The sequence below is a fragment of the Pseudomonas sp. Au-Pse12 genome (assembly GCF_021341665.1).
Lineage (GTDB): Bacteria > Pseudomonadota > Gammaproteobacteria > Pseudomonadales > Pseudomonadaceae > Aquipseudomonas.
In genome coordinates this window covers 673488-697727 of the sequence record NZ_JAJTTH010000003.1, presented here as the reverse complement: position 1 = coordinate 697727, position 24240 = coordinate 673488, and the positions used below count along the sequence as shown (strand labels likewise).

Annotated in this window: 22 protein-coding genes; 7 read left to right on the top strand and 15 right to left on the bottom strand. The window is 64.0% G+C overall.

Features of this window, described 5'->3' with window-relative positions:
* Nucleotides 1-23 precede the first annotated feature (23 nt).
* Nucleotides 24-3131: a transglycosylase domain-containing protein gene (locus LXM55_RS11650; protein ID WP_233320492.1), complete on the bottom strand. Its 3108-nt coding sequence runs from the start codon at nt 3129-3131 to the stop codon at nt 24-26.
* A gap of 264 nt (nt 3132-3395) precedes the next feature.
* Nucleotides 3396-3857 (bottom strand): REP-associated tyrosine transposase, encoded by a 462-nt coding sequence (locus LXM55_RS11645; RefSeq protein ID WP_233320491.1) that lies wholly within the window; start codon nt 3855-3857, stop codon nt 3396-3398.
* Nucleotides 3858-4458: 601 nt separating this feature from the next.
* Between LXM55_RS11645 and LXM55_RS11640 the strand changes: the two genes are divergently transcribed.
* Nucleotides 4459-5880, top strand: coding sequence for an amino acid permease (locus LXM55_RS11640; RefSeq protein ID WP_233320490.1), 1422 nt, complete (start codon nt 4459-4461; stop codon nt 5878-5880).
* Between the two features lie 101 nt (nt 5881-5981).
* Here the strand turns inward: LXM55_RS11640 and LXM55_RS11635 are convergent, their stop codons facing one another.
* From LXM55_RS11635 to LXM55_RS11610, 6 genes are all read right to left on the bottom strand, one after another.
* Nucleotides 5982-6581, bottom strand: coding sequence for a hypothetical protein (locus tag LXM55_RS11635; protein ID WP_233320489.1), 600 nt, complete (start codon nt 6579-6581; stop codon nt 5982-5984).
* A gap of 8 nt (nt 6582-6589) precedes the next feature.
* Nucleotides 6590-7180: a papain-like cysteine protease family protein gene (locus tag LXM55_RS11630; protein WP_233320488.1), complete on the bottom strand. Its 591-nt coding sequence runs from the start codon at nt 7178-7180 to the stop codon at nt 6590-6592.
* A 253-nt stretch (nt 7181-7433) separates the two neighbouring features.
* Complete coding sequence (locus LXM55_RS11625; protein ID WP_233320487.1) at nt 7434-8276, bottom strand: alpha/beta fold hydrolase; 843 nt, start codon at nt 8274-8276, stop codon at nt 7434-7436.
* An 80-nt stretch (nt 8277-8356) separates the two neighbouring features.
* Nucleotides 8357-8653, bottom strand: a complete 297-nt coding sequence (locus tag LXM55_RS11620; RefSeq protein ID WP_233320486.1) for a cupin domain-containing protein — start codon at nt 8651-8653, stop codon at nt 8357-8359.
* A gap of 76 nt (nt 8654-8729) precedes the next feature.
* Nucleotides 8730-9014 carry a putative quinol monooxygenase gene (locus LXM55_RS11615; protein ID WP_233320485.1) on the bottom strand — a complete coding sequence of 95 codons (285 nt, stop codon included), beginning with the start codon at nt 9012-9014 and terminating at the stop codon, nt 8730-8732.
* A 63-nt stretch (nt 9015-9077) separates the two neighbouring features.
* Nucleotides 9078-10697, bottom strand: a complete 1620-nt coding sequence (locus LXM55_RS11610) for an FMN-binding glutamate synthase family protein (protein WP_233320484.1) — start codon at nt 10695-10697, stop codon at nt 9078-9080.
* Nucleotides 10698-11005: 308 nt separating this feature from the next.
* Here LXM55_RS11610 and LXM55_RS11605 point away from each other — a divergent pair, with 308 nt between their 5' ends.
* The 5 genes from LXM55_RS11605 (at nt 11006) to LXM55_RS11585 (ending at nt 14636) form a co-directional block, all read left to right on the top strand.
* Nucleotides 11006-11275: a type B 50S ribosomal protein L31 gene (locus tag LXM55_RS11605; protein WP_233320483.1), complete on the top strand. Its 270-nt coding sequence runs from the start codon at nt 11006-11008 to the stop codon at nt 11273-11275.
* A gap of 195 nt (nt 11276-11470) precedes the next feature.
* The gene (locus tag LXM55_RS11600) at nt 11471-12817 is read left to right on the top strand and encodes an HD domain-containing phosphohydrolase (protein WP_233320482.1); all 1347 of its coding nucleotides are present in this window, start codon (nt 11471-11473) and stop codon (nt 12815-12817) included.
* A gap of 100 nt (nt 12818-12917) precedes the next feature.
* Complete coding sequence (locus tag LXM55_RS11595; protein ID WP_233320481.1) at nt 12918-13352, top strand: NUDIX hydrolase; 435 nt, start codon at nt 12918-12920, stop codon at nt 13350-13352.
* 25 nt (nt 13353-13377) lie between these two features.
* Nucleotides 13378-14016 carry a LysE family translocator gene (locus tag LXM55_RS11590; protein ID WP_233320480.1) on the top strand — a complete coding sequence of 213 codons (639 nt, stop codon included), beginning with the start codon at nt 13378-13380 and terminating at the stop codon, nt 14014-14016.
* Nucleotides 14017-14126: 110 nt separating this feature from the next.
* Nucleotides 14127-14636, top strand: coding sequence for a GNAT family N-acetyltransferase (locus tag LXM55_RS11585; RefSeq protein WP_233320522.1), 510 nt, complete (start codon nt 14127-14129; stop codon nt 14634-14636).
* 38 nt (nt 14637-14674) lie between these two features.
* On the opposite strand, the gene metR is transcribed toward LXM55_RS11585, so the two are convergent.
* Complete coding sequence (gene metR / locus LXM55_RS11580; protein ID WP_233320479.1) at nt 14675-15592, bottom strand: transcriptional regulator MetR; 918 nt, start codon at nt 15590-15592, stop codon at nt 14675-14677.
* A 259-nt stretch (nt 15593-15851) separates the two neighbouring features.
* Here metR and LXM55_RS11575 point away from each other — a divergent pair, with 259 nt between their 5' ends.
* Nucleotides 15852-16886: an alpha/beta fold hydrolase gene (locus LXM55_RS11575; protein WP_233320478.1), complete on the top strand. Its 1035-nt coding sequence runs from the start codon at nt 15852-15854 to the stop codon at nt 16884-16886.
* Nucleotides 16887-16917: 31 nt separating this feature from the next.
* On the opposite strand, the gene LXM55_RS11570 is transcribed toward LXM55_RS11575, so the two are convergent.
* The 6 genes from LXM55_RS11570 to LXM55_RS11545 are packed head-to-tail and all read right to left on the bottom strand — an operon-like array spanning nt 16918 to nt 24170.
* Nucleotides 16918-18315, bottom strand: a complete 1398-nt coding sequence (locus LXM55_RS11570) for a sigma-54-dependent transcriptional regulator (RefSeq protein ID WP_233320477.1) — start codon at nt 18313-18315, stop codon at nt 16918-16920.
* Nucleotides 18305-20086, bottom strand: coding sequence for a sensor histidine kinase (locus LXM55_RS11565; RefSeq protein ID WP_233320476.1), 1782 nt, complete (start codon nt 20084-20086; stop codon nt 18305-18307). Before LXM55_RS11565 ends, LXM55_RS11570 begins: the two co-directional genes overlap by 11 nt.
* On the bottom strand, nt 20083-21210 hold the full coding sequence (locus LXM55_RS11560; protein ID WP_233320475.1) for a GNAT family N-acetyltransferase: 1128 nt from the start codon (nt 21208-21210) through the stop codon (nt 20083-20085). The genes LXM55_RS11565 and LXM55_RS11560 overlap by 4 nt, the downstream gene beginning before the upstream one ends.
* A 14-nt stretch (nt 21211-21224) precedes the next feature.
* Nucleotides 21225-22091 (bottom strand): alpha/beta hydrolase, encoded by an 867-nt coding sequence (locus LXM55_RS11555; RefSeq protein ID WP_233320474.1) that lies wholly within the window; start codon nt 22089-22091, stop codon nt 21225-21227.
* Nucleotides 22088-23482 carry an aspartate aminotransferase family protein gene (locus tag LXM55_RS11550; protein ID WP_011063138.1) on the bottom strand — a complete coding sequence of 465 codons (1395 nt, stop codon included), beginning with the start codon at nt 23480-23482 and terminating at the stop codon, nt 22088-22090. The genes LXM55_RS11555 and LXM55_RS11550 overlap by 4 nt, the downstream gene beginning before the upstream one ends.
* Nucleotides 23475-24170, bottom strand: a complete 696-nt coding sequence (locus tag LXM55_RS11545; protein WP_011063137.1) for an HAD-IB family phosphatase — start codon at nt 24168-24170, stop codon at nt 23475-23477. Before LXM55_RS11545 ends, LXM55_RS11550 begins: the two co-directional genes overlap by 8 nt.
* Nucleotides 24171-24240: the final 70 nt, after the last annotated feature.

The window sequence follows — 24240 nt, the reverse complement described above, 5'->3', positions numbered from 1 at the left end:
AGGAAAACAGGGAGCGCAGGGCGTCAGCGCTGCGCCACGCCGCCCAGGCACTGGGTGCCGCTGCCCGGTTGCAGATAGGGCATGAGGATCGGCGCCATGCCCTTGAGCACCTGCACCGGCAGTGCCGAGGTGAACTTGAAGGCCTGGGCCGAGGCGCCCGGCACGTAGGCGGTGAGGGTGCCGAAGTGGTGATCGCCGATGTAGAACACGAAGGTCGCGGTGCGGTTGATCGATTTGGAACTCAGCACCCGGCCTCCCGCGCCGATGGCTTCAATGCGGTTATCGCCGGTGCCGGTCTTGCCGCCCATGGCCAGTGGCGTGCCGTCCGCCAGCTTGAAGCTGCCGGAGACACGTTTCGCGGTGCCGGCATCCACCACTTGCGACAAGGCCCCGCGCAGCGCCGTGGCCACCTCCGAGGGCATTACCCGTTTGCCCTTGTCCGGGTCGTTGCGCAGGCGGGTTTCATAGGGCGTGTCGGCGGCGAAGTGCAGGCTGTCGATGCGCAGGGTTGGCAGGCGCACACCGTCGTTGAGAATGGTGCCCACCAGTTCTGCCAGGGCCGCCGGGCGGTCGCCGGAACTGCCGATGGCGGTGGCCAGGGACGGCACCAGGTGGTCGAACGGATAGCCGACGCTCTGCCAGCGCTGGTGGATATCGAGAAAGGCTTCGATCTCCAGCATGGTGCGGATGCGGCTGTCCCGGGCGCTGCGATGCCGGCTCTTGAACAGCCAGCTGTACACCTCCTGCCGCTCGAATTCGCTGGCCTTGACGATCTGGCTGAAGCTCGCGTCGGGGTTGTTCATCAAGTAGCCCAGCAGCCACAGGTCCAGGGGGTGGACCTTGGCGATGTAGCCTTGGTCCGGCAGGTCGTAGGCGCCGGGGCCGTAGCTGGCGTAGAGCTTGTCCAGGCGTTCGTCGGTGAGTTTTTCGCTGACCTTGGCGTCTTTCATGTGGGCCCGGACGAAGCGCTTGAAGCTTTCCTGGCTGGCATCGGGCAGCAGGTAGCGGTGCACGGCGGCGAGGCGGATCGCCGTCGGGTGCATGCTGTCGAGGAAGGTGTCCAGGCGCGATTGGGTGTCCTTGTTGTGGTACTTTTTCCAGAACCGCAGCAGGAAAGAGGTGCCTTCACGGTCGGCAAAGCGTGCCAGGTACTCCTGGCGCCGCGGGTTATCGTCGTCCTTGAGCAGCTCGGCGCTGGCGCTGTCGCCGCCGTAGGTGCTGTAGCGCACCAGGTCGCGCATCAGGCGGATGAATGGCAGGTTGATGGATTCGCGCAGGGCATCGCGCAGGGTCGGGCTGCGGCCGTTGTCCTCATTGCGGAAGTTGTGGAAGTGATGCACCCCGCCGCCGGTGAAGAAGGCCTCGCCGGGGCTGGCGGAGTAGGTGCGGTCCAAGGCGGCGTCGAGCATCTTCGGCAGGCTGCGGTCGCTGTTCTGCATCAGGTAGTCGAGGGCCCAGCGGCTCAGCCGGTCCTGGTCGTTGACCGCAACCTTCTTCAGCTGCGCCGGGGTTTGTCCGGCGTACTTGTCGTGCAGCTCGGCAATGATCTGCAGGTAGGTGGTCAGCACCCGCAGCTTGGCGGTGGAGCCCAGTTCCAGCTTGCTGCCTTCGTTGATATCGAACGGCTGGTCGGTGCTGTCGGTCTGCACCCGCACCCGCGAGCCGTCCGGGGTCAGCTCGAACAGGGTGAAGCTGTAGCGCACCTGGGTGGTGCTGGTGGGCGTCAGCAAGCGCTCGCCGAGCACACCGATCTGCGCCGCGAAGGCCGGGTCGGCGAGGTGCTTGAGGTACTCGGTGGCCTGGCGTTGCAGGTCGCTCTGCAAGGTGCTGGTGGCGGACAGATCGAGGCGGTCCAGGTCATACAGCGGCCGGTTGAGCAGGGTGGCCAGGCGACTGCGGGCGACGCTGATGCCCTTGTTGGTTTCGATCGGCTGGATCGTCGGCTGTTGCTGCCAGTCGCGGTAGCTCACCTTGCTGGCCAGGGCCGCGGCACTGAGCCGCGGGTCGATGACCGTGTTCTGCGCCAGCAGGCGGATATGGCTGTCGGTCAGTTCCGCCAGTTCTGCACGGCCCTTGGCCAAGTAATGAGAGGGACGGCGCTGGGCAATCATCAGCGACAGCACCTGGCGCAGGGCCAGCCCGCGTTCGGCCAGGCTTTTCGAGTCCGTGGCGGTGCCGCTCAGCACCTGGTTGACGTGATCGAAATCCGCTCCGTACCAGACCCGCAGCCCTTCGGCCATGCCATGCACTTCGCCGTGGCCGGGCACCGCCGACAGCGGCACGCTGTTGAGGTAGTCGCGCACGATGCGCTTGCGGGCCTCCAGGGTCTGCGGGCCATCCTGGTAGGCCCGCACGCTGGCGGAAACCATCTGGCGGAGCTTCTCGCCCCCGGACAGGGTCAGGCCGTCCGGTGAATGCCGGTATTTTTCCAGCTGGGTGGCCAGGGTACTGCCGCCGGCGGTTTGCCCGGGCAGGTGCAGGAGCTTGGCCACCTGGGACCAGGCGGCCTTGGCGAAGCGTGGCCAGTCCACCGCCGGGTTGGCCAGGGCCTGCTTGGGGTCGAGCAGATCACGGTTCTCGATGAACAGCAGGCTATGCACCATCAGCGGTGGAATGCTGGCGAAACTTTCATACAGATGTTGCGGGTAATTGAACTGATACAGCGGCGCGGCGCGGCAATCGGTGATGGACAGGCCGGCCTGGATCTTTTCGGTGTAGGGCACGAAAAAGCCGCTTTTGCTGTAGTCCATCAAGGCCGGGGAAAAGCGCGTCTGGGCTTCGATCAGATAACCGCGCTTGAGCAAGCGCGGCAGGAACTCCCCCAGGGCGCTGTAGCCCAGTCGCCGGTCGAACGGCCCGGCACCGGGATACAGCACGGCGTCGCTGGGCCCGGGTTGCAGGGAGTAGCTCAGGTCACTGGCCAGCCGGCTGAATTCCCGGGCCTGGAGTTTCGACGTGCGCATTTCCCGGGTGGCGGCAAAGCCCAGGGCGACCAGGGCAATCAGCAGCAACAGCCAGAACAGACGCCAGGCATAACGGCGATGTTTGCGGGGTTTCGGGAAAGGCGCTTCGTCCTCGCTGTGGCTTGGCACTGCGTTCTTACGCGAATCGGTCTGCCACAAAGCGCCCATAGTCGATTGATCCATTCACGCAGATTGATCGGACTTGTCTGAAGCTTAGTCGGTGGTGGGCGCCGGTGAATAAAATGTGAAAACGACCCTGCCTTGCCCTGCTTCTGTGACGAGGGCGCTTGCTTGTGGCGAGGGAGCTTGCTCCCGTTCGGCTGCACCGCCGCCGCAAAACCTGAGGGCGCGTTCTGTCAGGGCGATCACGCCGGCTGCCTTCAGGGCCGCTGCGCGACCCAGCGGGAGCAAGCTCCCTCGCCACAGGGTGGTCTACTGGAGCCAACAGGCGTCCCACAGCGGGTAGTCGCCAATGCGTTGCACCAAGCCTGCGCGTAAGGGGTTGGCGATGATATAGCGGGCCATGTGTTGAATGTCTTCGCCGTCGCGCAGCGCCCTGTCGTGATAGCCGCTTTGCCACTGTGCGCCCCGCAGCCCCAAGTGTTGATTGAGTTGGCGAGTGCTGCGCGATTTCATCCTTTGCATCACCTGGGGCAGTGTTGCTGCGCGCAGTTGCAGCAGCCAATGCAGGTGGTCCGGCATCAGGACCCAGGCCAGCGAGTCGGCCAACCCCAGGTCCTGGACGTGTTTGAGCTCAGCAACCACCAGTCGCGCCAGGCGCCAGTCGGAGAATAAGGGCCGGCGTTGATGAACCACGGTGGTGATGAGGTAGGCGCGGCCATTCTCGGAGTAGCGCCCGCGGCGCAAGCGATGGGACTTGGGGCGCGATGGCATGCCATTGCCTGCAAGGTCAGTGAGCGAATGCCGGACGCTAGCATTTTTGCCCCTGAACTGAAGCCCGCGATGGTTTACAGGTATTTCAGGCTTGCTCCGAACTGTGGCGAGGGAGCTTGCTCCCGTTCGGCTGCGCAGCAGCCGCAAAACCTGAGGGCGCGTTCTGTCAGGGCGATCACGCCGGCTGGGTCCAGGGCCGCTGCGCGACCCGGCGGGAGCAAGCTCCCTCGCCACAGGGGGGTGGGAGATTGCCGGGTTAGAGCCTTTTCCCAGGTAAATACGCCCTAGGTAGGGGCATGACGATGCACCAGGGCTGTGCAATACTTCGGCCCCTTTCCGAGTGAGGTTTAAGGGCAAAAAGCAGGTAATGCTTCTCCGCGAAAGCGGTATTTGCCGAGATTTCTCTCTGAATTTAGCTGCTTATAGAGTGAAAAGCCCTGTCGGGAGCTTTTTATACTGCGCACCCCGCTGATCTGGCAGGTCTTGTCCTACCAGACGCACCGTCCCACAAGGTCGGTGCGGTTGAGCAAGCTTCGGCTATCCGCCGTCGTTTCACCGGCTCGGTGGTTCATATCCAATAACAAAATGAGGTTGTATCTCTATGTCAGTTGGCAACCAACTGCCCCACGGCGAGACCGCTCAGGGTGGCCCGCTGAAACGCGAACTCGGCGAACGGCATATTCGCTTGATGGCGCTGGGCGCCTGTATCGGCGTCGGCCTGTTCCTGGGCTCGGCCAAGGCCATCGAAATGGCCGGTCCGGCCATCATGCTGTCCTACATCATCGGCGGCCTGGCGATTCTGGTGATCATGCGCGCCCTCGGCGAGATGGCGGTGCATAACCCGGTCGCCGGTTCCTTCAGCCGTTACGCGCAAGACTACCTGGGTCCATTGGCGGGCTTTCTCACCGGCTGGAACTACTGGTTCCTGTGGCTGGTGACCTGCGTCGCGGAAATCACCGCGGTGGCGGTGTACATGGGCATCTGGTTCCCCGATGTGCCGCGCTGGATCTGGGCCCTGGCGGCCCTGGTGAGCATGGGCTCGATCAACCTGATCGCGGTCAAGGCCTTTGGTGAGTTCGAGTTCTGGTTCGCCCTGATCAAGATCGTCACCATCATCGCCATGGTCGTCGGCGGTATCGGCATCATTGCCTTTGGCTTCGGCAACGATGGCGTGGCCCTGGGGATCTCCAACCTGTGGACCCACGGCGGCTTCATGCCCAATGGCGTGACCGGCGTGCTGATGTCGCTGCAGATGGTGATGTTCGCCTACCTGGGCGTAGAGATGATCGGCCTCACCGCCGGTGAAGCGCGCAACCCGCAGAAGACCATTCCCAACGCCATCGGCTCGGTGTTCTGGCGCATCCTGCTGTTCTACGTGGGCGCGCTGTTCGTGATCCTGTCGATCTACCCGTGGAACGAAATCGGCACCCAGGGCAGCCCGTTCGTGATGACCTTCGAGCGCCTGGGCATCAAGACCGCCGCCGGCATCATCAACTTCGTGGTGATCACCGCCGCGCTGTCGTCCTGCAACGGCGGCATCTTCAGCACCGGGCGCATGCTCTACAGCCTGGCGCAGAACGGCCAGGCCCCGGCCGGCTTCGCCAAGACCTCGAACAACGGCGTGCCGCGTCGCGCGCTGCTGCTGTCGATCTTCGCCTTGCTGCTGGGCGTGCTGATGAACTACCTGGTGCCGGAGAAAGTGTTCGTCTGGGTGACCTCGATTGCCACCTTCGGTGCGATCTGGACCTGGGTGATGATCCTTCTGGCCCAGCTCAAGTTCCGCAAGGGCCTGAGCCCGACCGAACGTGCGGCGTTGAAGTACCGCATGTGGCTGTACCCGATCAGTTCCTACCTGGCCCTGGCGTTCCTGGTGCTGGTGGTGGGGCTGATGGCCTACTTCCCGGACACCCGCGTGGCGCTGTACGTCGGCCCGGCGTTCCTGGTGCTGCTGACCGTGCTGTTCTACCTGTTCAAGCTGCAACCGACCAACGTCCAGCAAGGGGCGGTACGCTCGGCGTCCTGAGGGGCGCTCCGGTGATGCGGCTGGCTTGAGCATCACCGGCTGAAAAGCTGAGACACGCAATCCGGCGGCCTGCCAAGGCCGCCGGATTTTTTTTGCCCGGGTCAGCCGCCCAGGGTGCCGCTGCTGTCGGCGTCGAAGATGGCCTTGGCCTGTTGGGCCGGGGCCCTCAGCAGGGCCAGCAACGCTGTCTCGCTGTAGAGCTGCCGGGTGGCCAGGGTTTTCGGCGTGGGTTCGATGGGAATCAGCTGATCTTCGCCGCTGCCGTGCAGCCAGATCGCGGTCACTTGCAGGGCCGGGACGAACAGCAAGCGCAGCTCATAGCTTTTGCCCTGCAGCTGGGGAGCCTGTTCGGCAAGTTCCAGGGCACTGACCGCGGACGCCGCCAGGGCACCGTGGTTCAGCGCCGAGAAGCCGAGCTTGCCGGCCACCTCGCTCAGTTGCGCATCGGCGATCGACACCCCGGCGTCGAACACCAGGTAGTGCCAGTCACCGGCCTTGGCCTCGGCCAGCCCTTTGCCCTGGGCCAGGTCCTCCAGGCCCAGGGTGTAGCCGCGAAAGGCCTGGGACAGGTTCAGGTTGCCGGCGCGGGCCTGGGCAAACCCGTGGTTGATGCCGAAACCCTGGGTCTGCAAGGCCGCCTGGAGTGCCGAACGCAGGTGCTGGACGCCATCGACAGGCGCCTTGGGGTAAGTCAGTTGCATGACGCCTCCTAGTTTTTCCGGGTGAAGTAGGTGTGGGTCCAGTGGCCGCCGCCGTTGTAGGAGGCGGGGAAGCTGTTCAGGGCGCGTGTCGAGTAGCCGTAGATCGAATCCGCCACCAGGATGTAGCCGCCATCGCTGCCGTAGATCGTCAGGAAATGCGCGCCACCGCCGTACCAGGCGCAGCGCAGGCCCACGGGGCGGCCCATGCCCAGCTGGTTGTCGATGGCCGGCATCTGCATTCGGTCTTCACGCATGCCGCCGTAGCAGCGGGTGGTACGCAGGGCCGAGTCCAGGTAGCCGTAGACGTTGCACGGCCCGGGCTGGCTGCAGCAGGAGTGGCGGCCCAGCTCGGCATTGGCCACTGCGCATTGGGTCCAGGACCCGGTGCCGTAATAGTTGCCGACCGAAGCGGACAGGGCTGCCCAGCACCAGTTGCTCTGGGTTTGCGGCTGCACGCTGAAGTTCAGCCGGGCAGCGGCCTGGGGCGCCGCTTCGGCGTGGGGATCGGCTTCGCTCAGTTGCGGGTCCAGCAGCGTACCGGCCAGGCACTGGGGCAGGGCCTGGGGGGGGCTGCTTGGGGTCAAGTTGCTAGTGGGCATGTTCATCCTCCATGAATGAAAACCAGCCTCCGGCTGGGTAGTGGTTGCCTGTTGGGCTACGGCCAGTAGCCGGGCTCGGGAGCCTGTTGCTGCGCTGGGCCAGCCTCGATGGCCTGCGCTGACCGGGCCTGAAAACAACCTTAGAGGCTTTATGCGTCAATGCAATTAATGTTATGCGTTTATGCATATTGGCGCCCGTGGATGTCCCCGCTAAAGGGGGCATCCGTGGCAGTAGCCGAAGGCGAGTGCCGGGCTATTTTTCGTCGAGGAAGTGCTCCAGGGCCGCGTTGAACAGGCCCGGGTCCTGGAGGAAGGCGAAGTGGCTGACGTTCGGCAGAATCAGTAGCCCGGCGCCGGGAATGGTCGCGGCCATGTATTGGGTGTGCTCGCGCTTGATGGCTTCATCGTGGTCACCATCGACGATCAGCACCGGCGCCTTGATCCGCGCGAGGTCAGCGTCGCTCCAGTTCGGTTGGCTGGCCCACATGTGGCCGATCTGCTCGACAAAGGCCGGGTACTCCTTGGGCGTCGGTGACAGCCGGGCGTATTCCTGGCCGGCCCGCTCGATGTAGGCGGCGAAGGTCGGGTTGTTTTCCACGCCTTCCTTGACCCCGGAGGTCTGGGTGTTGGCGGCGTAGGCGAAGACCTTGCCGACCCGCTGCGGGTAGCGCATGGCCAGGTCCAGGCCGAGGATCGCGCCGTCGCTCCAGCCGACGAAGTCGGCACGGGGGATCTGCAACTGGTCCAGCAGGGCGATCACGTCATCGGCCATCAGGTCGTAGCCGTAGGGCCGGGCATCCCGCGTGCTGCGCCCGTGGCCGCGGCTGTCGACGCTGATCACCGTGTGCCGGGCGGCCAGGGCCTTGGCCTGCAGCCCCCAGTAGTCGGCATTGCCCAGGCCACCATGCAGCAGCACCACCGGCGAGCCGTGGCCGAGCGTGCTGTAGTGCAGGCGGATGCCATTGACCTCGGCATCACCGGCTTGCGCCCCGGCCACCGGCGCGGGCGTGGGTGGCAGGGTCTGCCAGCGTTCGCCGGCAAAGGCGCTGTTGAAGGACATCACTAGAGCGATCACTGCAAATAGACGACGAGGCATGGGCTTCTCCGTGCATGGGCCCTCGGGTCGGACCGACCTTGGGGCAGGTGGTTACCGTGATTGAGTCGATGAGGGACAGGCTAGACGTCGATGATCACCAGGGTGCCGTGGCTGCCGGGCAGCACGCTGTGGGGCTGGCCGGCCTCCACCAGGTACATCTGGCCCGCCACGACTTCCACGGTGGCCTGGCCAATGCCCAGGCGCAGGCAGCCCTGGGTCACCAGCAGGCCTTCGTTGTAGTCGTGGGTTTCTTCCGGGTAGGGCTGCTCGTCCATGCGCAGCACCTTGATGCGGGCCGGGCCGACCTGGCCCACCCGCGTGGATTGCCAGGGACTCGGCAGTTGGTGGGACAGGTGTTCGAATGACAGCAGGGGCATGACGGATCTCCGAAAGGTCAGTGAGGCTGGGGGCTGCTTTCGGTGGTCCGGTCAAGCAAGGGCTGGGGTGGGTTTCCTAGCATTCGTCCATCAGCAGCACGCGGCATTCGCGGCGCTGGAAGGCGTTGATCTGCGGCACCAGGCGGGTGAAGTGCTCGGTCTGGCAGTGGGCGTCGAGGGCGGCTTGGTCCGGCCACTGTTCGACGAAGATGAAGTGCCCGGGGTCTTTCTGATCAACGAACAGATCGTAGGCGATGCACAGCGGTTCCTGGCGGGTTTTTTCCACCAGTTCGGCGTACCACGGGCGCACCGTGTCCAGGTGTTCGGGGTGGATGAAGTCTTCAGCGATGACCTTGAGCATTGCAATCTTCCTTGGCTGTCGCCCGGCGCCCCCCGGCAACCGGGCAGCGTCGGGCAATAGGGGTTAAGCCGCGGCTTCGGTGTTGGGCTCGAAGCTGTCGGCCCGGGCCAGTTGCCACATGCGTGAGTAGAACTCGCCATTGACCGCGCCGGTCAGCAGTTCGCCGGGCTTGAGGAACACGTGCAGCTGGGAGAACAGCTTGATCTCGGTGGCCGACATGCGCCGCACCAGGTGCTTGGCTTCCAGTTGCGAAGGGTGTTGCAGGCCGGCGGCGGCGAGCATTTCCGCCAGGGCCTTGAGGGTGTTGCGGTGGAAACTGAACACCCGCTGGGCCTTGTCCGGCACCACCAGGGCGCGCTGGCGCAGGTTGTCCTGGGTGGCCACGCCGGTCGGGCACTTGTTGGTGTGGCAGCTTTGCGACTGGATGCAGCCGATGGCGAACATGAAGCCGCGGGCCGAGTTGGCCCAGTCGGCGCCGATGGCCAGCACGCTGGCGATGTCGAAGGCGCTGACGATCTTGCCGCTGGCGCCGAGCTTGATCTTGTCCCGCAGGTTCAGGCCCACCAGGGTGTTGTGGACGAACAGCAGGCCTTCGCGCATCGGTGCGCCGATGTGGTCGGTGAATTCCACCGGTGCCGCGCCGGTGCCGCCTTCCTTGCCGTCGACCACGATGAAGTCCGGGAGGATGCCGGTTTCCAGCATGGCCTTGGCAATGCCCATGAATTCCCACGGGTGGCCCAGGCAGAACTTGAAGCCCACCGGTTTGCCGCCGGACAGCTCACGCAGTTGCTGGATGAAGTGCATCATTTCGATCGGGGTGGAAAAGGCGCTGTGGCTCGACGGCGAAATGCAGTCCTCACCCATGCGGATGCCGCGGGTGTCGGCAATTTCCTGGGTCACCTTGTGCTTGGGCAGGATGCCGCCGTGGCCGGGCTTGGCGCCCTGGCTCATCTTGATTTCGATCATCCGCACTTGCGGGTTCTGCGCCTGGGCGGCGAAGCGCTCGGGGTCGAAGCGGCCGTCGGCGGTGCGGCAGCCGAAGTAGCCGCTGCCCAGTTCCCAGGTCAGGTCGCCGCCGTGTTCGCGGTGGTAGGGGCTGATGCTGCCTTCACCGGTGTCGTGGGCGAAGTTGCCGAGCTTGGCGCCTTGGTTCAGGGCGCGGATGGCGTTGGCGCTGAGGGAGCCGAAGCTCATCGCCGAGATGTTGAATACCGAGGCCGAATAAGGCTGGGTGCATTGCGGGCCACCGACCGTCACGCGAAAGCTGCTGGGGTCGCTCAGGGGCGCCGGGCGCATGGAGTGGCCGATGAACTCGAAGCCCGACTGGTAGACGTCGATCAGGGTGCCGAAGGGTTTGTCGGCGCTTTCGTTCTTGGCCCGCGAGTACACCAGCGAGCGCTGGGCGCGGGAAAAGGGCAGGGCGTCGCTGTCGGACTCCAGCAGGTACTGGCGGATCTCTGGGCGAATGCCTTCCACCAGGTAACGGATATTGCCCAGGATCGGGTAGTTGCGGCGCACCGCGTGCGGGCTTTGCAGCAAATCGAAGATCCCCAGCAGGCTCAGCAGGCCGGTGACCAGGGTGAATGGCCAGAGCCAGTCGTGTTCGAGAAAGGGCAGGCTGGCGAGGGTGAACATCACACAGGCGGCAAAGAAGGCGTAGCGGCTCAGAAGGGACAGGCTCATACGGTTTCCTTGGTTCGGACTCATCAGGTCAATCAGGCACCGGGTGCCTGGATAACGGGTAATCGACAGCGGCACCGAACGGCGGGGACGGTGGGCTGCACAGGTAGTTCTTATAGGAATTCATGGCTGTGGCAGAGCGTTGCAGCCCAGCATACTGGCCCGCTGAGGCCGTGTGGGCAAGCCTGAATCCGGGTGGCGAGGCTGGAGTTAGACCATTGTTGCAGGTTCTTATTGCGATAAATTCTCGTTTGAATGGGTTTTGTTGTTACTGTATAACATCTTTTTTATCCCATCCGCTGGAGACCCCGATGAAACCCGACATCCACCCCGATTACCGCACCGTGCTTTTTCACGATACCGCTGCCGACGTGTACTTTCTCATCGGCTCCACCGTCGACACCGATCGCACGCACACCTACAGCGACGGCAAGACCTACCCGTACGTGACCCTGGACGTGTCCAGCGCTTCGCACCCGGTGTACACCGGCCAGCAGCGCAAGACCCAGTCCGAAGGCCGCATCGCCGGTTTCAACAAGCGTTTCGCTTCCTTTGGCTCCGGCACCAAAGCCGCCCAATGAAGGCCTTCGCGGCGAGTGCGGCGTGCCCGCAGCGCTCGCCGCCGAAGCCGCTGGAGCACCTGCAGCGGATCGATGGCATTAAAAAGCCATCATCGCAACTGGAAATTCTTCTAGTCTTCAATCAGGCAACACGGAATAGCGTTGCCAGCTCGAACGATCAAGGATGCGTGCATCAACGTTGACCCGAGGTGTCTTATGGGTGAGCTAAACGTTGCCACTGCCACACGCCGACCCGAGATGCTGTTGGTGGATAGCCAGGACGCCATCCTGCAACGCCTGCAGCAATTGCTCAGCCCTCTTCCCTACACACTGCATTTCGCCCGCGACGCTGCCCAGGCCCTGCAGATCCTGGCCCGCCAGGACGTGGACCTGGTGATCAGCGCCGCCCATCTGCCGCAGATGGATGGCCCGAGCCTGCTGGCGCGGGTGCATCAGCAGTACCCGACCACCACGCGCATTCTGCTGACCGGTGACCCGGACCTGAAATTGATCGCCAAGGCCATCAACGAAGGGGAGATCTACCGCTACCTGAGCAAATCCTCGGATGACCAGGAGCTGCTGCTGGCCTTGCGCCAGGCCCTGGAGCATCAGCACTCCGAGCGCGAACGCCTGCGCCTGGAACGCTTGGCCCAGCAGCAGAACGCCGAGCTCAAGGCGCTCAATGTGCAGCTGGAAAAACGCGTCGCCGCGCGCACCGCGGAGCTGCAGCAAACCGCCGACATGCTCGACCTGGCCTATGAGGAGCTCAAGCACAGCTATGCCACTGGCGCCGAGCTGTTTTCCCTGCTGGTCAACCAGCGCCTGCCCGCGGACAAGCAGACCAACCGGCGGGTCATCGAACTGGTGCGCGCCTACTGCAAGGTCCATGGCATCGACGCCAGTGCCCAGCGCGACCTGGCCATGGCCGCGGCGCTGCACAACATCGGCAAGCTGAGCTGGAGCGACAGCATGATGATCAGCCCGGCGGACCTGCTGCATCACCACCAGCGCGAGCGTTATCGGGCCTATCCGGCGCAGAGCGAGTCGCTGCTGATGACCCTGGAGCCGGTGCAGGACGCCGCGCGGCTGATCCGCCATCACCAGGAACACTGGGACGGCAGCGGTTTTCCCGACCACCTCAAGGGCGAGGCGATTCCCCTCGGTTCGCGGCTGCTCAAGCTGGCGGTGGACTTCATCGAGTTGCAGTGCGGGCTGATCCTGGAGCGGCACATGAACAGCGATGAAGCCCTGGTGTTCATCCGCAAGTACGCGGGCCGGCTGTACGATCCGGACCTGGTGGAAGGCTTCATACAGGTGTGTTCGGTGTACCTCAGCGATGTGACCCTGGGCGACCCTGCGGTGAAGGTCCTCACTACCCGGGAGCTGACGGCGGGAATGGTCCTGGCGCGTAACCTGAATGCCGACAACGGCATGCTTTTGCTCAACGCCGGCAAGGTGCTCAACCTGCCCCTGGTGGACAAGCTGATCGCCTTTGAAACCATGGAAGGCGCGCGTTACAGCGTGTTCGTCAAACTGCCCCAGGAGCAGCCGGCGCGGGCCTGACGCGAAGTGCTGGGTGTATCGAAAAGTGCCGGCGGCGGATGACGGCCCACCGCCGGACATGTGATCCTTGCGCCTCCACTCTCAAGGCTCCCGGGTTCCCATGTCGCTGTCTTCTGTTGCTGCACCCTCCATCATTCGTATTGCCGCCGCGCTGTTGATCGGTGCCGACGGCCAGACCCTGCTGGTGCGCAAGCGTGGCACCCAGGCCTTCATGCAGCCAGGCGGCAAGATCGAGGCCGGTGAGCAACCGTTGCACGCCCTGGCCCGCGAGCTGGAAGAAGAACTGGGGCTGCGCATCGATCCGGCCCAGGCGCGCTACCTGCAGCAATTCTCGGCACCGGCGGCCAATGAGCCGGGGCATGTGGTGGAGGCCGAGGTGTTCCTGGTCCACATCGACAGCCCGGTGACTCCCGCGGCGGAAATCGAGGAAGTGCGCTGGATCGATCCGGCCGGTGACGGTGATTTGTACCTGGCACCGTTGACACGCAATCTGATCTTGCCGTTTTATCGCCAGGCTCAAACGAGCTTCGACTGACCCCTTCCGATTGCCAAGGATTGCCATGATTCCACTTCACGACTACCTGATCTTCGCCGCTGCTTCCCTGCTGATGGTGCTGACCCCGGGGCCGAACATGATCTACCTGATTTCCCGTTCGATCTGCCAGGGGCGCAAGGCCGGGGTGACGTCGTTATTGGGGGTCGTGGGGGGATTCTTCGTTCACCTGTTCGCCGCTGCGCTGGGCCTGACCGCGGTGTTCATGGCGGTGCCGATGGCCTATGAAATACTCAAGTGGGCCGGCGCCCTGTACCTGCTGTGGCTGGCCTGGCAGGCCCTCAAGCCCGGCGCGCGCTCGCCCTTCGAAGCCCAGCAGTTGCCGGCGGACTCACCACGCAAACTGGTGACCATGGGGTTTCTGACCAGTGCCCTGAACCCCAAGATCGCGATGTTCTACCTGTCGATCTTTCCGCAGTTCATCAACCCTGAGCACGGTTCGGTGTTCTCCCAGAGCATCATTCTCGGCCTGACCCAGATCAGCGTGAGCTTTTCGGTGAACCTGCTGATTGCCCTGTTTGCCGCAGGCATTGCCTCCTGGTTCGCCAGCAACCCCACCTGGCTCTCGGTGCAGCGCTATGTCATGGGCTTTGTGCTGGCGGGGCTGGCCGTGCGCCTGATGTTCGAACCGCGGCGCGTGAGCTGATCAGCCGCCGACGGCCGTGCACCCCTGGCCACCGTGGCCATTCATGAAGCGCAGGGCCGCAGGATAAAATGCGTTTCATTCATTAGCGGACAGAAGACCCTCGATTGAGCATGCAGATCCAGCGCCTGACCCCTGAGGATGTCGAGCAATACCGGGCCCTGATGCTCGAAGCCTATGAGCGCCATCCCCAGGCCTTCACCTCCAGCGTCAAAGAGCGGGAAAAACTGCCCCTGGCCTGGTGGGCCGCTCGCCTGGACGGCGAGCTCGATGTGTTGCTGGGGGCCTTTTGCCAAGGGCGCTTGCTGGGGATGGTCGGCCTGGCCTTCGAGCTGCGGGAGAAGGCCAGGCACAAGGCGACCCTGTTTGGCCTCTACGTCACCGGCGCGCAGCGCAACAGCGGGCTGGGCTACCGGCTGGTCCAGGGCCTGCTGGCCGAGGCCGCTGAATATGAAGGGTTGCGCCTGATTCAACTGACGGTGACCGCCGGTAATGATGCCGCGCTGTCCCTGTATAAGCGCTGCGGCTTCGTCCAGTTCGGCCTGGAACCTCTGGCGGTGCGCGTGGGCGAGGAGTATTTCGACAAGATCCACATGTGGCGGGCGTTGCCGGCCGAAGGTTGACCCGGGCTGTGCGGCCCGGGTCGCTGGCAAGCCGGTGTTCAGCGTACGGCGCTGACGCCATCCAGGGTCGAGAACGAGGTGTCCTTGGCCGTCAGCAGGAAGTCGCGCATGTAGGGCGCATCCAGCATGTCGGCGCGAATCGCCGCGTACAGGGTGGCGAACAGGCCCTTTTCCCCGAGCCGCTTGGCCTTCACATACCCCCGCGAGCTGTACTCGTGCAAAGCCCAGTGGGGCATGCCGCATACACCGCGGCCGCTGGCCACCAGCTGCATCATCATCACCGTCAACTCCGAGGTGCGCACCTGAGCCGGCTCGATGTCTGCCGGTTCGAGGAAACGGGTGAAAATGTCCAGGCGGTCGCGTTCCACCGGGTAGGTGATCAGGGTTTCGCTCAGCAGGTCTTCCGGGACGATGTACGGCTTGTTCGCCAACGGGTGCTGGTTGGCCACGGCGAGCATGGCCTCATAGGTGAACAGCGGCACGTAGGTGATGCCTGCCAGCTCCAGCGGGTCGGAGGTCACCACCAGGTCCAGGTCGCCGCGGGCCAGGGCGGGCAGCGGGGCGAACGAGAAGCCGGAGGCCAGGTCCAGTTCCACTTCCGGCCAGGCATCGCGGAACTGGTCGATGGTCGGCATCAGCCACTGGAAGCAGCTGTGGCATTCGATGGCCATGTGCAGGCGCCCGGCGGTGCCGCCGGCCAGTCGGGCAATATCGCGTTCGGCGCCGCGCAGCAGGGGCAGGGTCGCATCCGCCAGTTGCAGCAGGCGCAGGCCGGCGCTGGTGAAGCGTACCGGCTTGGTCTTGCGCACGAACAGCGGCATGCCCAGGCGCTCTTCCAGCTCCTTGAACTGATGGGACAGGGCGGACTGGGTCAGGTGCAGGCGTTCAGCGGCTTCAACCAGGCTGTCGGCTTCGCGCAAGGCGTGCAGGGTCTTCAGGTGACGGATTTCGAGCACCAGGGTCTCCATGAGTGAATTTTGTGGATAAATCGAAAGGGTTGAGTTTGTCTCATGTTGTCGGAGCTTGTCGACCATTGCGCGCGGATTGAACCGCAGGCCTATTCCGGCAGAAGAGCCAGCCGCAAACCTCAGCCAGCCCCCCGAGGCATCTACCGCTGGGCAATCTTCATCAAATTGTCACGCAACTGTGGCAGCGCGAATCATCCAGGTTCATCAGACTCGCGCTCTACTGGGGTTCTGCGTTTCGGTGTTTTTCATGCGGGCACGATTGCTTTCGACTTTTCTGCTGTTGGCCGGGCTGTTGCTCGGCCAGCTGTCTTTTGCGGCCGCGCGCTGCGACGTCAATGTACCGACCCAACGGGTCGACCTGCCGCAGGTGAGCCTGGCTTACCAGAGCATCGGCCGCACCTCCGATCCGGCGTTGCTGCTGGTCATGGGCCTGGGGGGGCAACTGATCCACTGGCCGGATGAAGTGGTGGTGGCCCTGTGTCAGCAGGGCTTTCGGGTCATCCGCTATGACAATCGTGATGTCGGCCTGTCCACCTGGCGCCAGGCCCCGGCCAGCGCCAACCTGGCGTTTGAAGTGCTGCGCTACAAGCTCGGTTTGCCAGTGGCGGCGCCCTACACCCTGAGTGACATGGCCGATGACGCACTGGGGTTGATGGACGCCCTGCATATCGAGCAGTTCCATGTGCTGGGGGCGAGCATGGGCGGGATGATTGCCCAGCGCCTGGCGGCCATGGAGCCGCGGCGCGTCGAGAGCCTGACCCTGATCATGACCAGCTCCGGAGCCGAGGGCCTGCCGGCGCCGAACGCGGCCTTGGTGCAGCTGCTCTCACGGCGCAATGCGCCGAGCCGGGAAGCAGCGCTGGAGCAGCAGGCCGACCTGCTGGCGGCCCTGGGCAGCCCCAAGGTCAGCGATGACCGCCAGGTCCTGTTGCAGCAGGCTGCGCAGGCCTATGACCGGGCGTTCAACCCGGAAGGGGTCAAGCGCCAGATCATGGCGATCCTCGCCGAGCCGAGTCGGGTGGCCTTGCTCAAGCAACTGCGGGTGCCGACCCTGGTGGTGCATGGCACCGCCGACCCCCTGCTGCCGGTGATGCACGGGGTGCATCTGGCGGCGCAGATCCAGGGCAGTCAACTGAAACTGATTCCGGGCCTGGCCCACCGCTTCCAGGAAGCCTTCAAGGCGCCGCTGTTGGCGGCGGTGCTGCCGTATCTGCAAACCCACCGGGAAGACACCTCCCACTGGGCGCAGATCGAACCGCTGGAGAGGGGGCGGGTGCTCTAGGCGGCAAGTTTTTCGCTTGCAGCTGACCGCGTCAGCGGACGATCTTGTCCACCTGGATGCCGAGCTTCTTCAGCCGGTACCAGAAACTGCGCTCGGAGATGCCGATCAGCTGCGCGGCGGCTGCCTGCACGCCGTTGCTCTGCTGCAGGGCCGCGAGGATGTAGGCCTTTTCCACTTCCGCCAGGGCCGCTTCCAGGTCGCTGGGCACTTGCGGGCCGACGCTGAAGGCGGCGCTGTTCTCGGCGCCCTGAGCCTGGGTGTCGAACAGATACCCCGGCAGGTCCTTTTCTTCGATGACCTGGCCGGTGGCGACGATGGTGGCTCGTTCCACGCAGTTCTGCAGTTCGCGGATGTTCCCCGGCCAGGTGTAGCTGGCCATGGCCTGCAGGGCCTTGGCGCTGAAGCCGCTGATGCGCTTGCCGGCGGTGGCGCCCAGGCTGTGGGCGAAGTGCCGGGCCAGCGGGGCGATGTCTTCGACCCGTTCGCGCAGCGCCGGCAAGGGGATCGGGAACACATTGAGGCGGTAGTAGAGGTCTTCGCGGAACTCCTTGTTGGCCACCGCTTCCAGCAGGTTCTTGTTGGTCGCGGCAATCACCCGCACATCGACCTTGCGTTCCCGTGGGTCGCCCACCGGCTCGATCACCCGCTCTTGCAGGGCGCGGAGGATCTTGGCCTGCAGGGCCAGGGGCATGTCGCCGACCTCGTCGAGAAACAGGGTGCCCTTGTCGGCCTGCTGGAAGCGCCCGACCCGGTCCGCCACGGCGCCGGTGAAGGCGCCCTTGCGATGGCCGAACATCTCGCTTTCCAGCAAGCCCTCGGGAATCGCCGCGCAATTGACCGCAACAAACGGTTTGTCGGCGCGATTGCCATGCTTGTGGATGGCCCGGGCGACCATTTCCTTGCCGGTGCCGCTTTCCCCGGTCAGAAGAATGGTGGCGTTGCTTTCGCGCACTGAATCCACCGCCTGCAGCACCTGGCGAAAGGCCGGGCTGTCACCCACCAGGCTGTCGATCTGCTGATGCTCTTCGAGCTCGGCGCGCATGCGCTGGTTGTCTTTGAGGATGTCGCGAAACTGCAAGGCCTTGCTGACCGTGATGTCCAGCTCGTCGATGTCGAAGGGCTTGGCGATGTAGTCGTAGGCGCCGTTGCGCATCGACTGCACGGCATTTTTCACCGTGCTGTAGGCGGTCATCACGATCACCGGCAACTGCGGGTAGCGCTGCTTGATTTCCGCCAGCAGTTGCGGCCCGTCCATGCCGGGCATGCGCCAGTCGCTGATCACCAGGTCGATGTCTTCCTGTTCCAGCACCTTGAGGGCGTGCAGGCCGTTACTTGCGGTGAACACCTGGATGCCGTTCTGGCTCAGGGCCGAGGACAGCAAGTCGCAGAGTTTCGGTTCGTCATCCACCACCAGCAGGTTATGCGTCATCACTGTCCTCGTTGTCTTCGTCGTCCTCTTCACCGTTCGCCGGAATGTACAGGCTGAAGGTGGCGCCAGCATCTTTTTCGCTGACGCATTCGATGTGGCCGTCATGGCTTTCCATGATCGAGAAGACTTTAGCCAATCCCAGGCCGGTGCCCGAGGCCTTGGTGGTGACGAACGGGGTGAAGATGCGTTCCAGCATGTCCGGCTCGATGCCCTGGCCGGTGTCGCTGACGCTGATGATGGTTTCGTCGTCCTGCTGGGCAATCCCCAGGGTCAGGCGACCGCCATCGGGCATCGCGTCGATGGCGTTGAGGATCAGGTTCAGGCACGCCTGCTTGAGTTGGCGGGCGTCGGCGTGGATGGTCGCGCCGGGGGCCTGGTCGTCGATGCGTGCATCGATCTTGTGGGTGGCCAGCTCCGGGGTGCAGAAGCCCAGCAGGTCCTCGACCAGCGGGCGCGCCAGCTGGGTGGCGCGAATCGGCGTGCTGGGCTTGGCGAAGTCGAGGAACTCGGTGATCAGGTCGTTGATCCGGCTGACCTCGCTGATCACGTATTCCAGGTGGCGCTTGTCGTTTTCCGGCAGGTTGGCGCGGCGGTGCAGCAGTTGCGTGGCGGTCTTGATGATGCCCAGCGGGTTGCGGATCTCGTGAGCCAGGCCCATGGCGACTTCACCCAGGGCGTGCAGGCGATCGCGGCGGCGCAACTGCGCTTCCAGGTGCTGCAACTCTCCCAGCCGTTCGGTCATGTGGTTGAAGGTGCTGCTCAGTTCCGCCAGCTCGTCGCCACCGATCACCGGTACGCGCTGGCGGTAGTCGCCGGCGATCACCGCCTGTACCCCCTTGGACAACCCGCGCAACGGCCGGGTCAGGCGCTGCGATACCAGCCAGCCGACGCACAGCGAGGCGGCCGAGCTGAGCAGGAAGATCAGGATGAACAGGTTGCTCTGGTTGACTAGGCCGACCAGGCTGCTGTGACGCAGCAGGCCACTGAAAATCACCCCCACCAGTTCGCCGTTGTCGTTGAAGATCGGGCGATACAGGCCGCTGTAGCGGCTGGTGAACTGCTCGGTCGGCTGGCGCGTGGCGCGCAGGATGTCTTCGATCTTGTGCGGCACCTTGAGCGGGTGGTCCTCGAAGCGCTGAGTGGCGAAGATTTCCGAGAAGTCATTGGCCTTGGCCAGGTACAGGCGCAGGTCCAGGGAATGCACGTCGGCGACGCTGGTGAGGAAGCTGGCATCCAGGTAAGTGGCGATCAGCAACTGGTAGTCGACGCCGTCCAGGGTGGTCTGGAAGGTCGAGACCACCGCGCCAGTGGCCACGCCGCCGACCTGGATGGTCTGCAACACGGCATTGGAGGCAGTGCTGATCTGCCCCACCACGTCGTCGGCGGCCGTGGTGAACATCACCTTGTGGTCGCTCTTGCGGATCAGCGCCACCACGTCGATGCCCATGGAGTCGGCGATGTCGGCGGTGAGCTTGTCATGCTTGGCCGCATTGCGGTCCGTGGGCGGGCGCGTGTAGCGCAGGAACAGCTGGGCGATCCGCGCGTTGTCATGGAGAATTTCGGTGATCTCGACCTCGACGATCTTGGTCGATTCCTGCAGCCAGATCCGCACGTTGCTGTCGAAGATCTCCGACAGCGTGGTGGCCGCGAGCTCCGCGGCGATCATGGTGGGAATCACGCTGACCAGCCAGAACGCCAGCACCAGCTTGCGCTGCAGGCTCCAGCGGGAAATGGCGAAGGGGCGAGGAGGGCGACGATCTTTTCTGGTCATGTACTTTCGCTTATTGCAGCAGCCATGGCGGGGTCGGAGCGATCCGGGCGGACAAAGCGTTTTATCAGTTTGAGCAGGGTATTGAGCAAGGGGTTGCGATGCCGGAAAAACAACATGTTACCGGTGAACTGGCAACCCAGGCGCAACTTGCTGGCATAACCGGCCTGACCGCACTCGTACAGGGGAATGCGCTGCTGAATACAGTAGTCGACGTTGGCCAGCCAACTGCGGAAATACAGATTGTGCTCACGGGTGACGTTCAAGTCGTGGGCAAAGAATTTGTCGATCAGCCGATGCTGGTCGATGAGCACCAAGTTGAAGGCCACCAGTTGATCCTGAACCCAGTACAGGACGCAGGCGGCGCGCTGGTCCAGCTGTTCGAGGATGCCGGTGAAATACTCCGCCGGCAGGCGTTCGAACTGCAGGTCGCTGCGGTTCAGGGTGGCTTCGTAGAGGCGCATGATGTCGGGCAGCACGTCGTCGATCTGCCGTCGCCACTCGATGCGCGGCGCCGGCGCGCGAAGCTTGCGCCGCAGGTCCTTGCGGGTGGATTTGCCCAGCGTGCCGAGGTAGGCGTCGATCGAGGCAAAGGGCACCGGCAGCAGCGCGGTGGGCAGGCTCGGCATGGCTTGCAGGCCGGCGGCCAGGCAACTGGCGGCCCATTGCTGGTCGTTGCTCGGCGCATCCTTGACCGCCATCAGGCCAATGCCGAAGCTGTCGGCGTCGCGCCGGGCCAGTTGCAGCAACTGTTCCAGCAGCTCCTGGCGACGTTGCGCGGGCACATGGCTGGCGGTGCCGGCGTTGCACTGTTCGGCCACCGGCGAGCCGATGGCGTACAGGCGCAGCTCCAGGGCACCGGGCCACTGGCGTGCCAGGCGCTCGGTGAAGCGCTTGGCCAGCCCGGAGACCGTGGTATCGAGCCGATACTGGGTGGTGAAGGCTGGCGCCACCGCCACCAGGGTCGAGCCCTCGTACACCGCCAGGTAGCGCCAACGGAAATCGGCGATGGCGGCCTTTTCCACGGCCAGGTAGTAGTCCCAATCCTCCAGGGCCTCTGGAAAACAGTCATTCCAGGCGCTGCGTTCGATGGCCTGTATGGTTGAAAAGGCTTGGGCGGTAATCACGTCTCTTCCTTAAGTCACGCCAGTTGTCGGTAGTCTTCGCGCACTGCTGGCGCCACCACTCGCTGCTGGATGAAGTCTGCGCTCAGCTCGATCACTCGCTGGTACTGCAGGTCCACGGTGATCATGTGATAGCAGTTGTCGAGGAGGATCTTGGTCACCGGACCACCGAGCTTGCGCTCCACGTAGTCGGCGTTCCAGGTGCTGGTGATGTCGTCTTCGCTGGAGTGCAGCACCAGGGCCGGGGTCATGATCGAGGGCATGCGTTTCTTGACCACGGCGTTCATCCGGTGCAGTTCGCGCACCGTCACGCCCTCCATGGTCAGGAGCCCTGCGTCGCTGCTCTGGCCGGCCTTCATCTGCTTCTCGACGATGGCCCGCAGGCGTTCGTTCTTGATCCCGTAGGGCGGCTTCTCTTCGAAGCGACAGATGTGCACGCCAAAGGGAATCTTCATCAGCAACGGCGTCAGGAACGCCAGCTTGTTGATGCTCCAGCCGTCGTACTTGAGGGTGGTGGAGTACATCAGCAGGCCGCTGATGCGGCCCGGATGCTCGGACGCCAGGTACATGGACATCACCGCGCCCATGGACAGGCCGCCGACGAACACTTGCTCGTGGCGCTGCTGCACATCGGCGAAGGTCTTGCGCACGCCTTCGTACCAGTCCTGCCAGCCGGTGGCCTGCAGGTCGCTGTTGTCCCCGCAGTGCCCGGGCAGGGTCGGTACGTACACCGTGCACGTACCGTCCTTGACCAGGCCCTGGGCCACCCGACGGAGTTCCGTCGGGGTGCCGGTCAGGCCGTGGATCAACAAGACCCCGACCGGACCCGTGCCGAGAACGAAGCCTGAGTCGCCTTCGCCCAGATCGATCTCAGCCTGGCTCATCGCTTCATGGCCCGATCCAGCAGGCGGTCCAGCAAGGCGATGCCCAGGTCGATTTCCGCGTAGCTGATTTCCAGCGACGGGGCCAGGGTGATGACGTTCTTGTAGTAGCCGCCCACATCGAGGATCAGGCCCAGACGCTGGCCGTTGATTTCGATGTCGCCCTTCATGCCTTCCTCGACCATGTAGTCCAGGGTCGCCTTGTCCGGGGTGAAACCGTCGGTGGTGCAGATCTCGCAGCGCAGGGCCAGGCCCAGGCCGTCGACGTCGCCGATGATCGGGTAGCGCTTCTGCAGGTCTTGCAGGCCGGCCAGGAAGTACTTGCCCTTCTCCATGACCATCGCGCCGTAGTCGATCTCGCTGGTCATCTTGAACATTTCCAGGCCCACGGCGGTGCCCAGCGGGTTGGAGGCGAAGGTCGAGTGAGTCGAGCCTGGCGGGAACACGCCCGGGTTGATCAGCTCTTCACGGGCCCAGATGCCGCCCAGTGGGTTGAGGCCGTTGGTCAGTGCCTTGCCGAACACGATCACGTCCGGTTTGACGTCAAAGTGCTCGATCGACCACAGCTTGCCGGTGCGGTAGAAGCCCATCTGGATTTCGTCGACCACCATCAGGATGCCGTGCTGGTCCAGCACATGCTTGAGCTCGCTGTAGAAGTTCATTGGCGGGATCACGTAGCCGCCGGTGCCCTGGATCGGCTCGACGTAGAAGGCGGCGTATTCGCTCTGGCCGACTTTCGGGTCCCACACACCGTTGTATTCGGTTTCGAACAGACGGGCGAACTGCTGCACGCAGTGGCTGCCGTACTCTTCCTTGGTCATGCCTTTGGGGCCGCGGAAGTGATACGGGAACGGGATGAACTGCGCGCGCTCGCCAAAGTGGCCGTAGCGGCGACGGTAGCGGTAGCTGGAGGTGATCGACGAGGCGCCCAGGGTGCGACCGTGGTAGCCGCCTTCGAAGGCGAACATCAGGCTCTTGCCGTTGGTGGCGTTACGCACCACTTTCAGCGAGTCCTCGACCGACTGCGAACCGCCGACGTTGAAGTGCACGCGACCGTCGAGGCCGAACTTCTTCTTGGCGTCCACGGCGATCATTTCCGACAGTTCGATCTTGCCTTTGTGCAGGTACTGGCTGGCGATCTGCGGCAGGGTGTCGATCTGTTGCTTGAGGGCGTTGTTCAGGCGTGGGTTGGCGTAGCCGAAGTTCACCGCCGAGTACCACATCTGCAGGTCGAGGTAAGCCTGGTCGCTGGTGTCCCAGACGTAGGAGCCTTCGCAGCGGCTGAAGATGCGCGGGGGTTCGATGTAGTGAACGGTATCGCCGTAGGAGCAGTACTTGGCTTCTTTTTCCAGAAGGATCTGGTCTTCTGCGGTAGCGATGCGGATATCAGACATGGTGGAAGAGTTCCTGGGTTTCAAGAGAGAAATTGGTGGCGTTGGCGGCGTTGTTCGGCAGCTTGGCCAACAGCGCTGGTAGTTCGGCGAAGGAGTCGAACCGCGCATGGGGAATCTTGTTGCGTTCGCAGTAGTCGGCCAGGCGGTCCTTGGCGAACACGAAGTCGGCGGTGGAGGCCACGCACATGTCCGACTGGCCGTCGCCGATCACCAGCACGCGCTTGCCGCGTGGGGTGGACTTGCACTTGCAGTTGCCGGAGGCGGCGCGGCAGGCGTCGCTGGCGTAGGGGAAATCGATGCGCCAGCTGTTGTGGTCGACCTGGCGCAGGCGGTTGGCGAGGATCGGCAGCAGGGTCACGTAGTTGCGTGCCAGGATGCGGGCGATGCCTTGTTCGATGCCGTCGCTGACCACTTCTATGGAGGCGCCCAGGCCGATCACGTGATCGACGAAGTCGGGGAAGTCGGGGTCGATTTCGACGCTGTCGAAGTAGCCCAGCAGTTCGGCGGGCGAAGCCTTGACCAGGGCCAGTTGGCGGCTGAGGCATTCACGGGAGCCGATGTGACCGTCCAGCCATTCCTGCTCGATGCCTTCCCAGCTCGGGTCGGCGAAGCGTTGGAGAACGTTATCGATCACGTCGGCGCGGGAGATGGTCCCGTCGAAGTCACATACGATATGCCAGTGCATCATCTGCTGTTACCTGTTGAATAAGAGCGCTCTTTGCGCTTGCGGCAGGGGTAGAGCAGGGACTGTGCCAAGT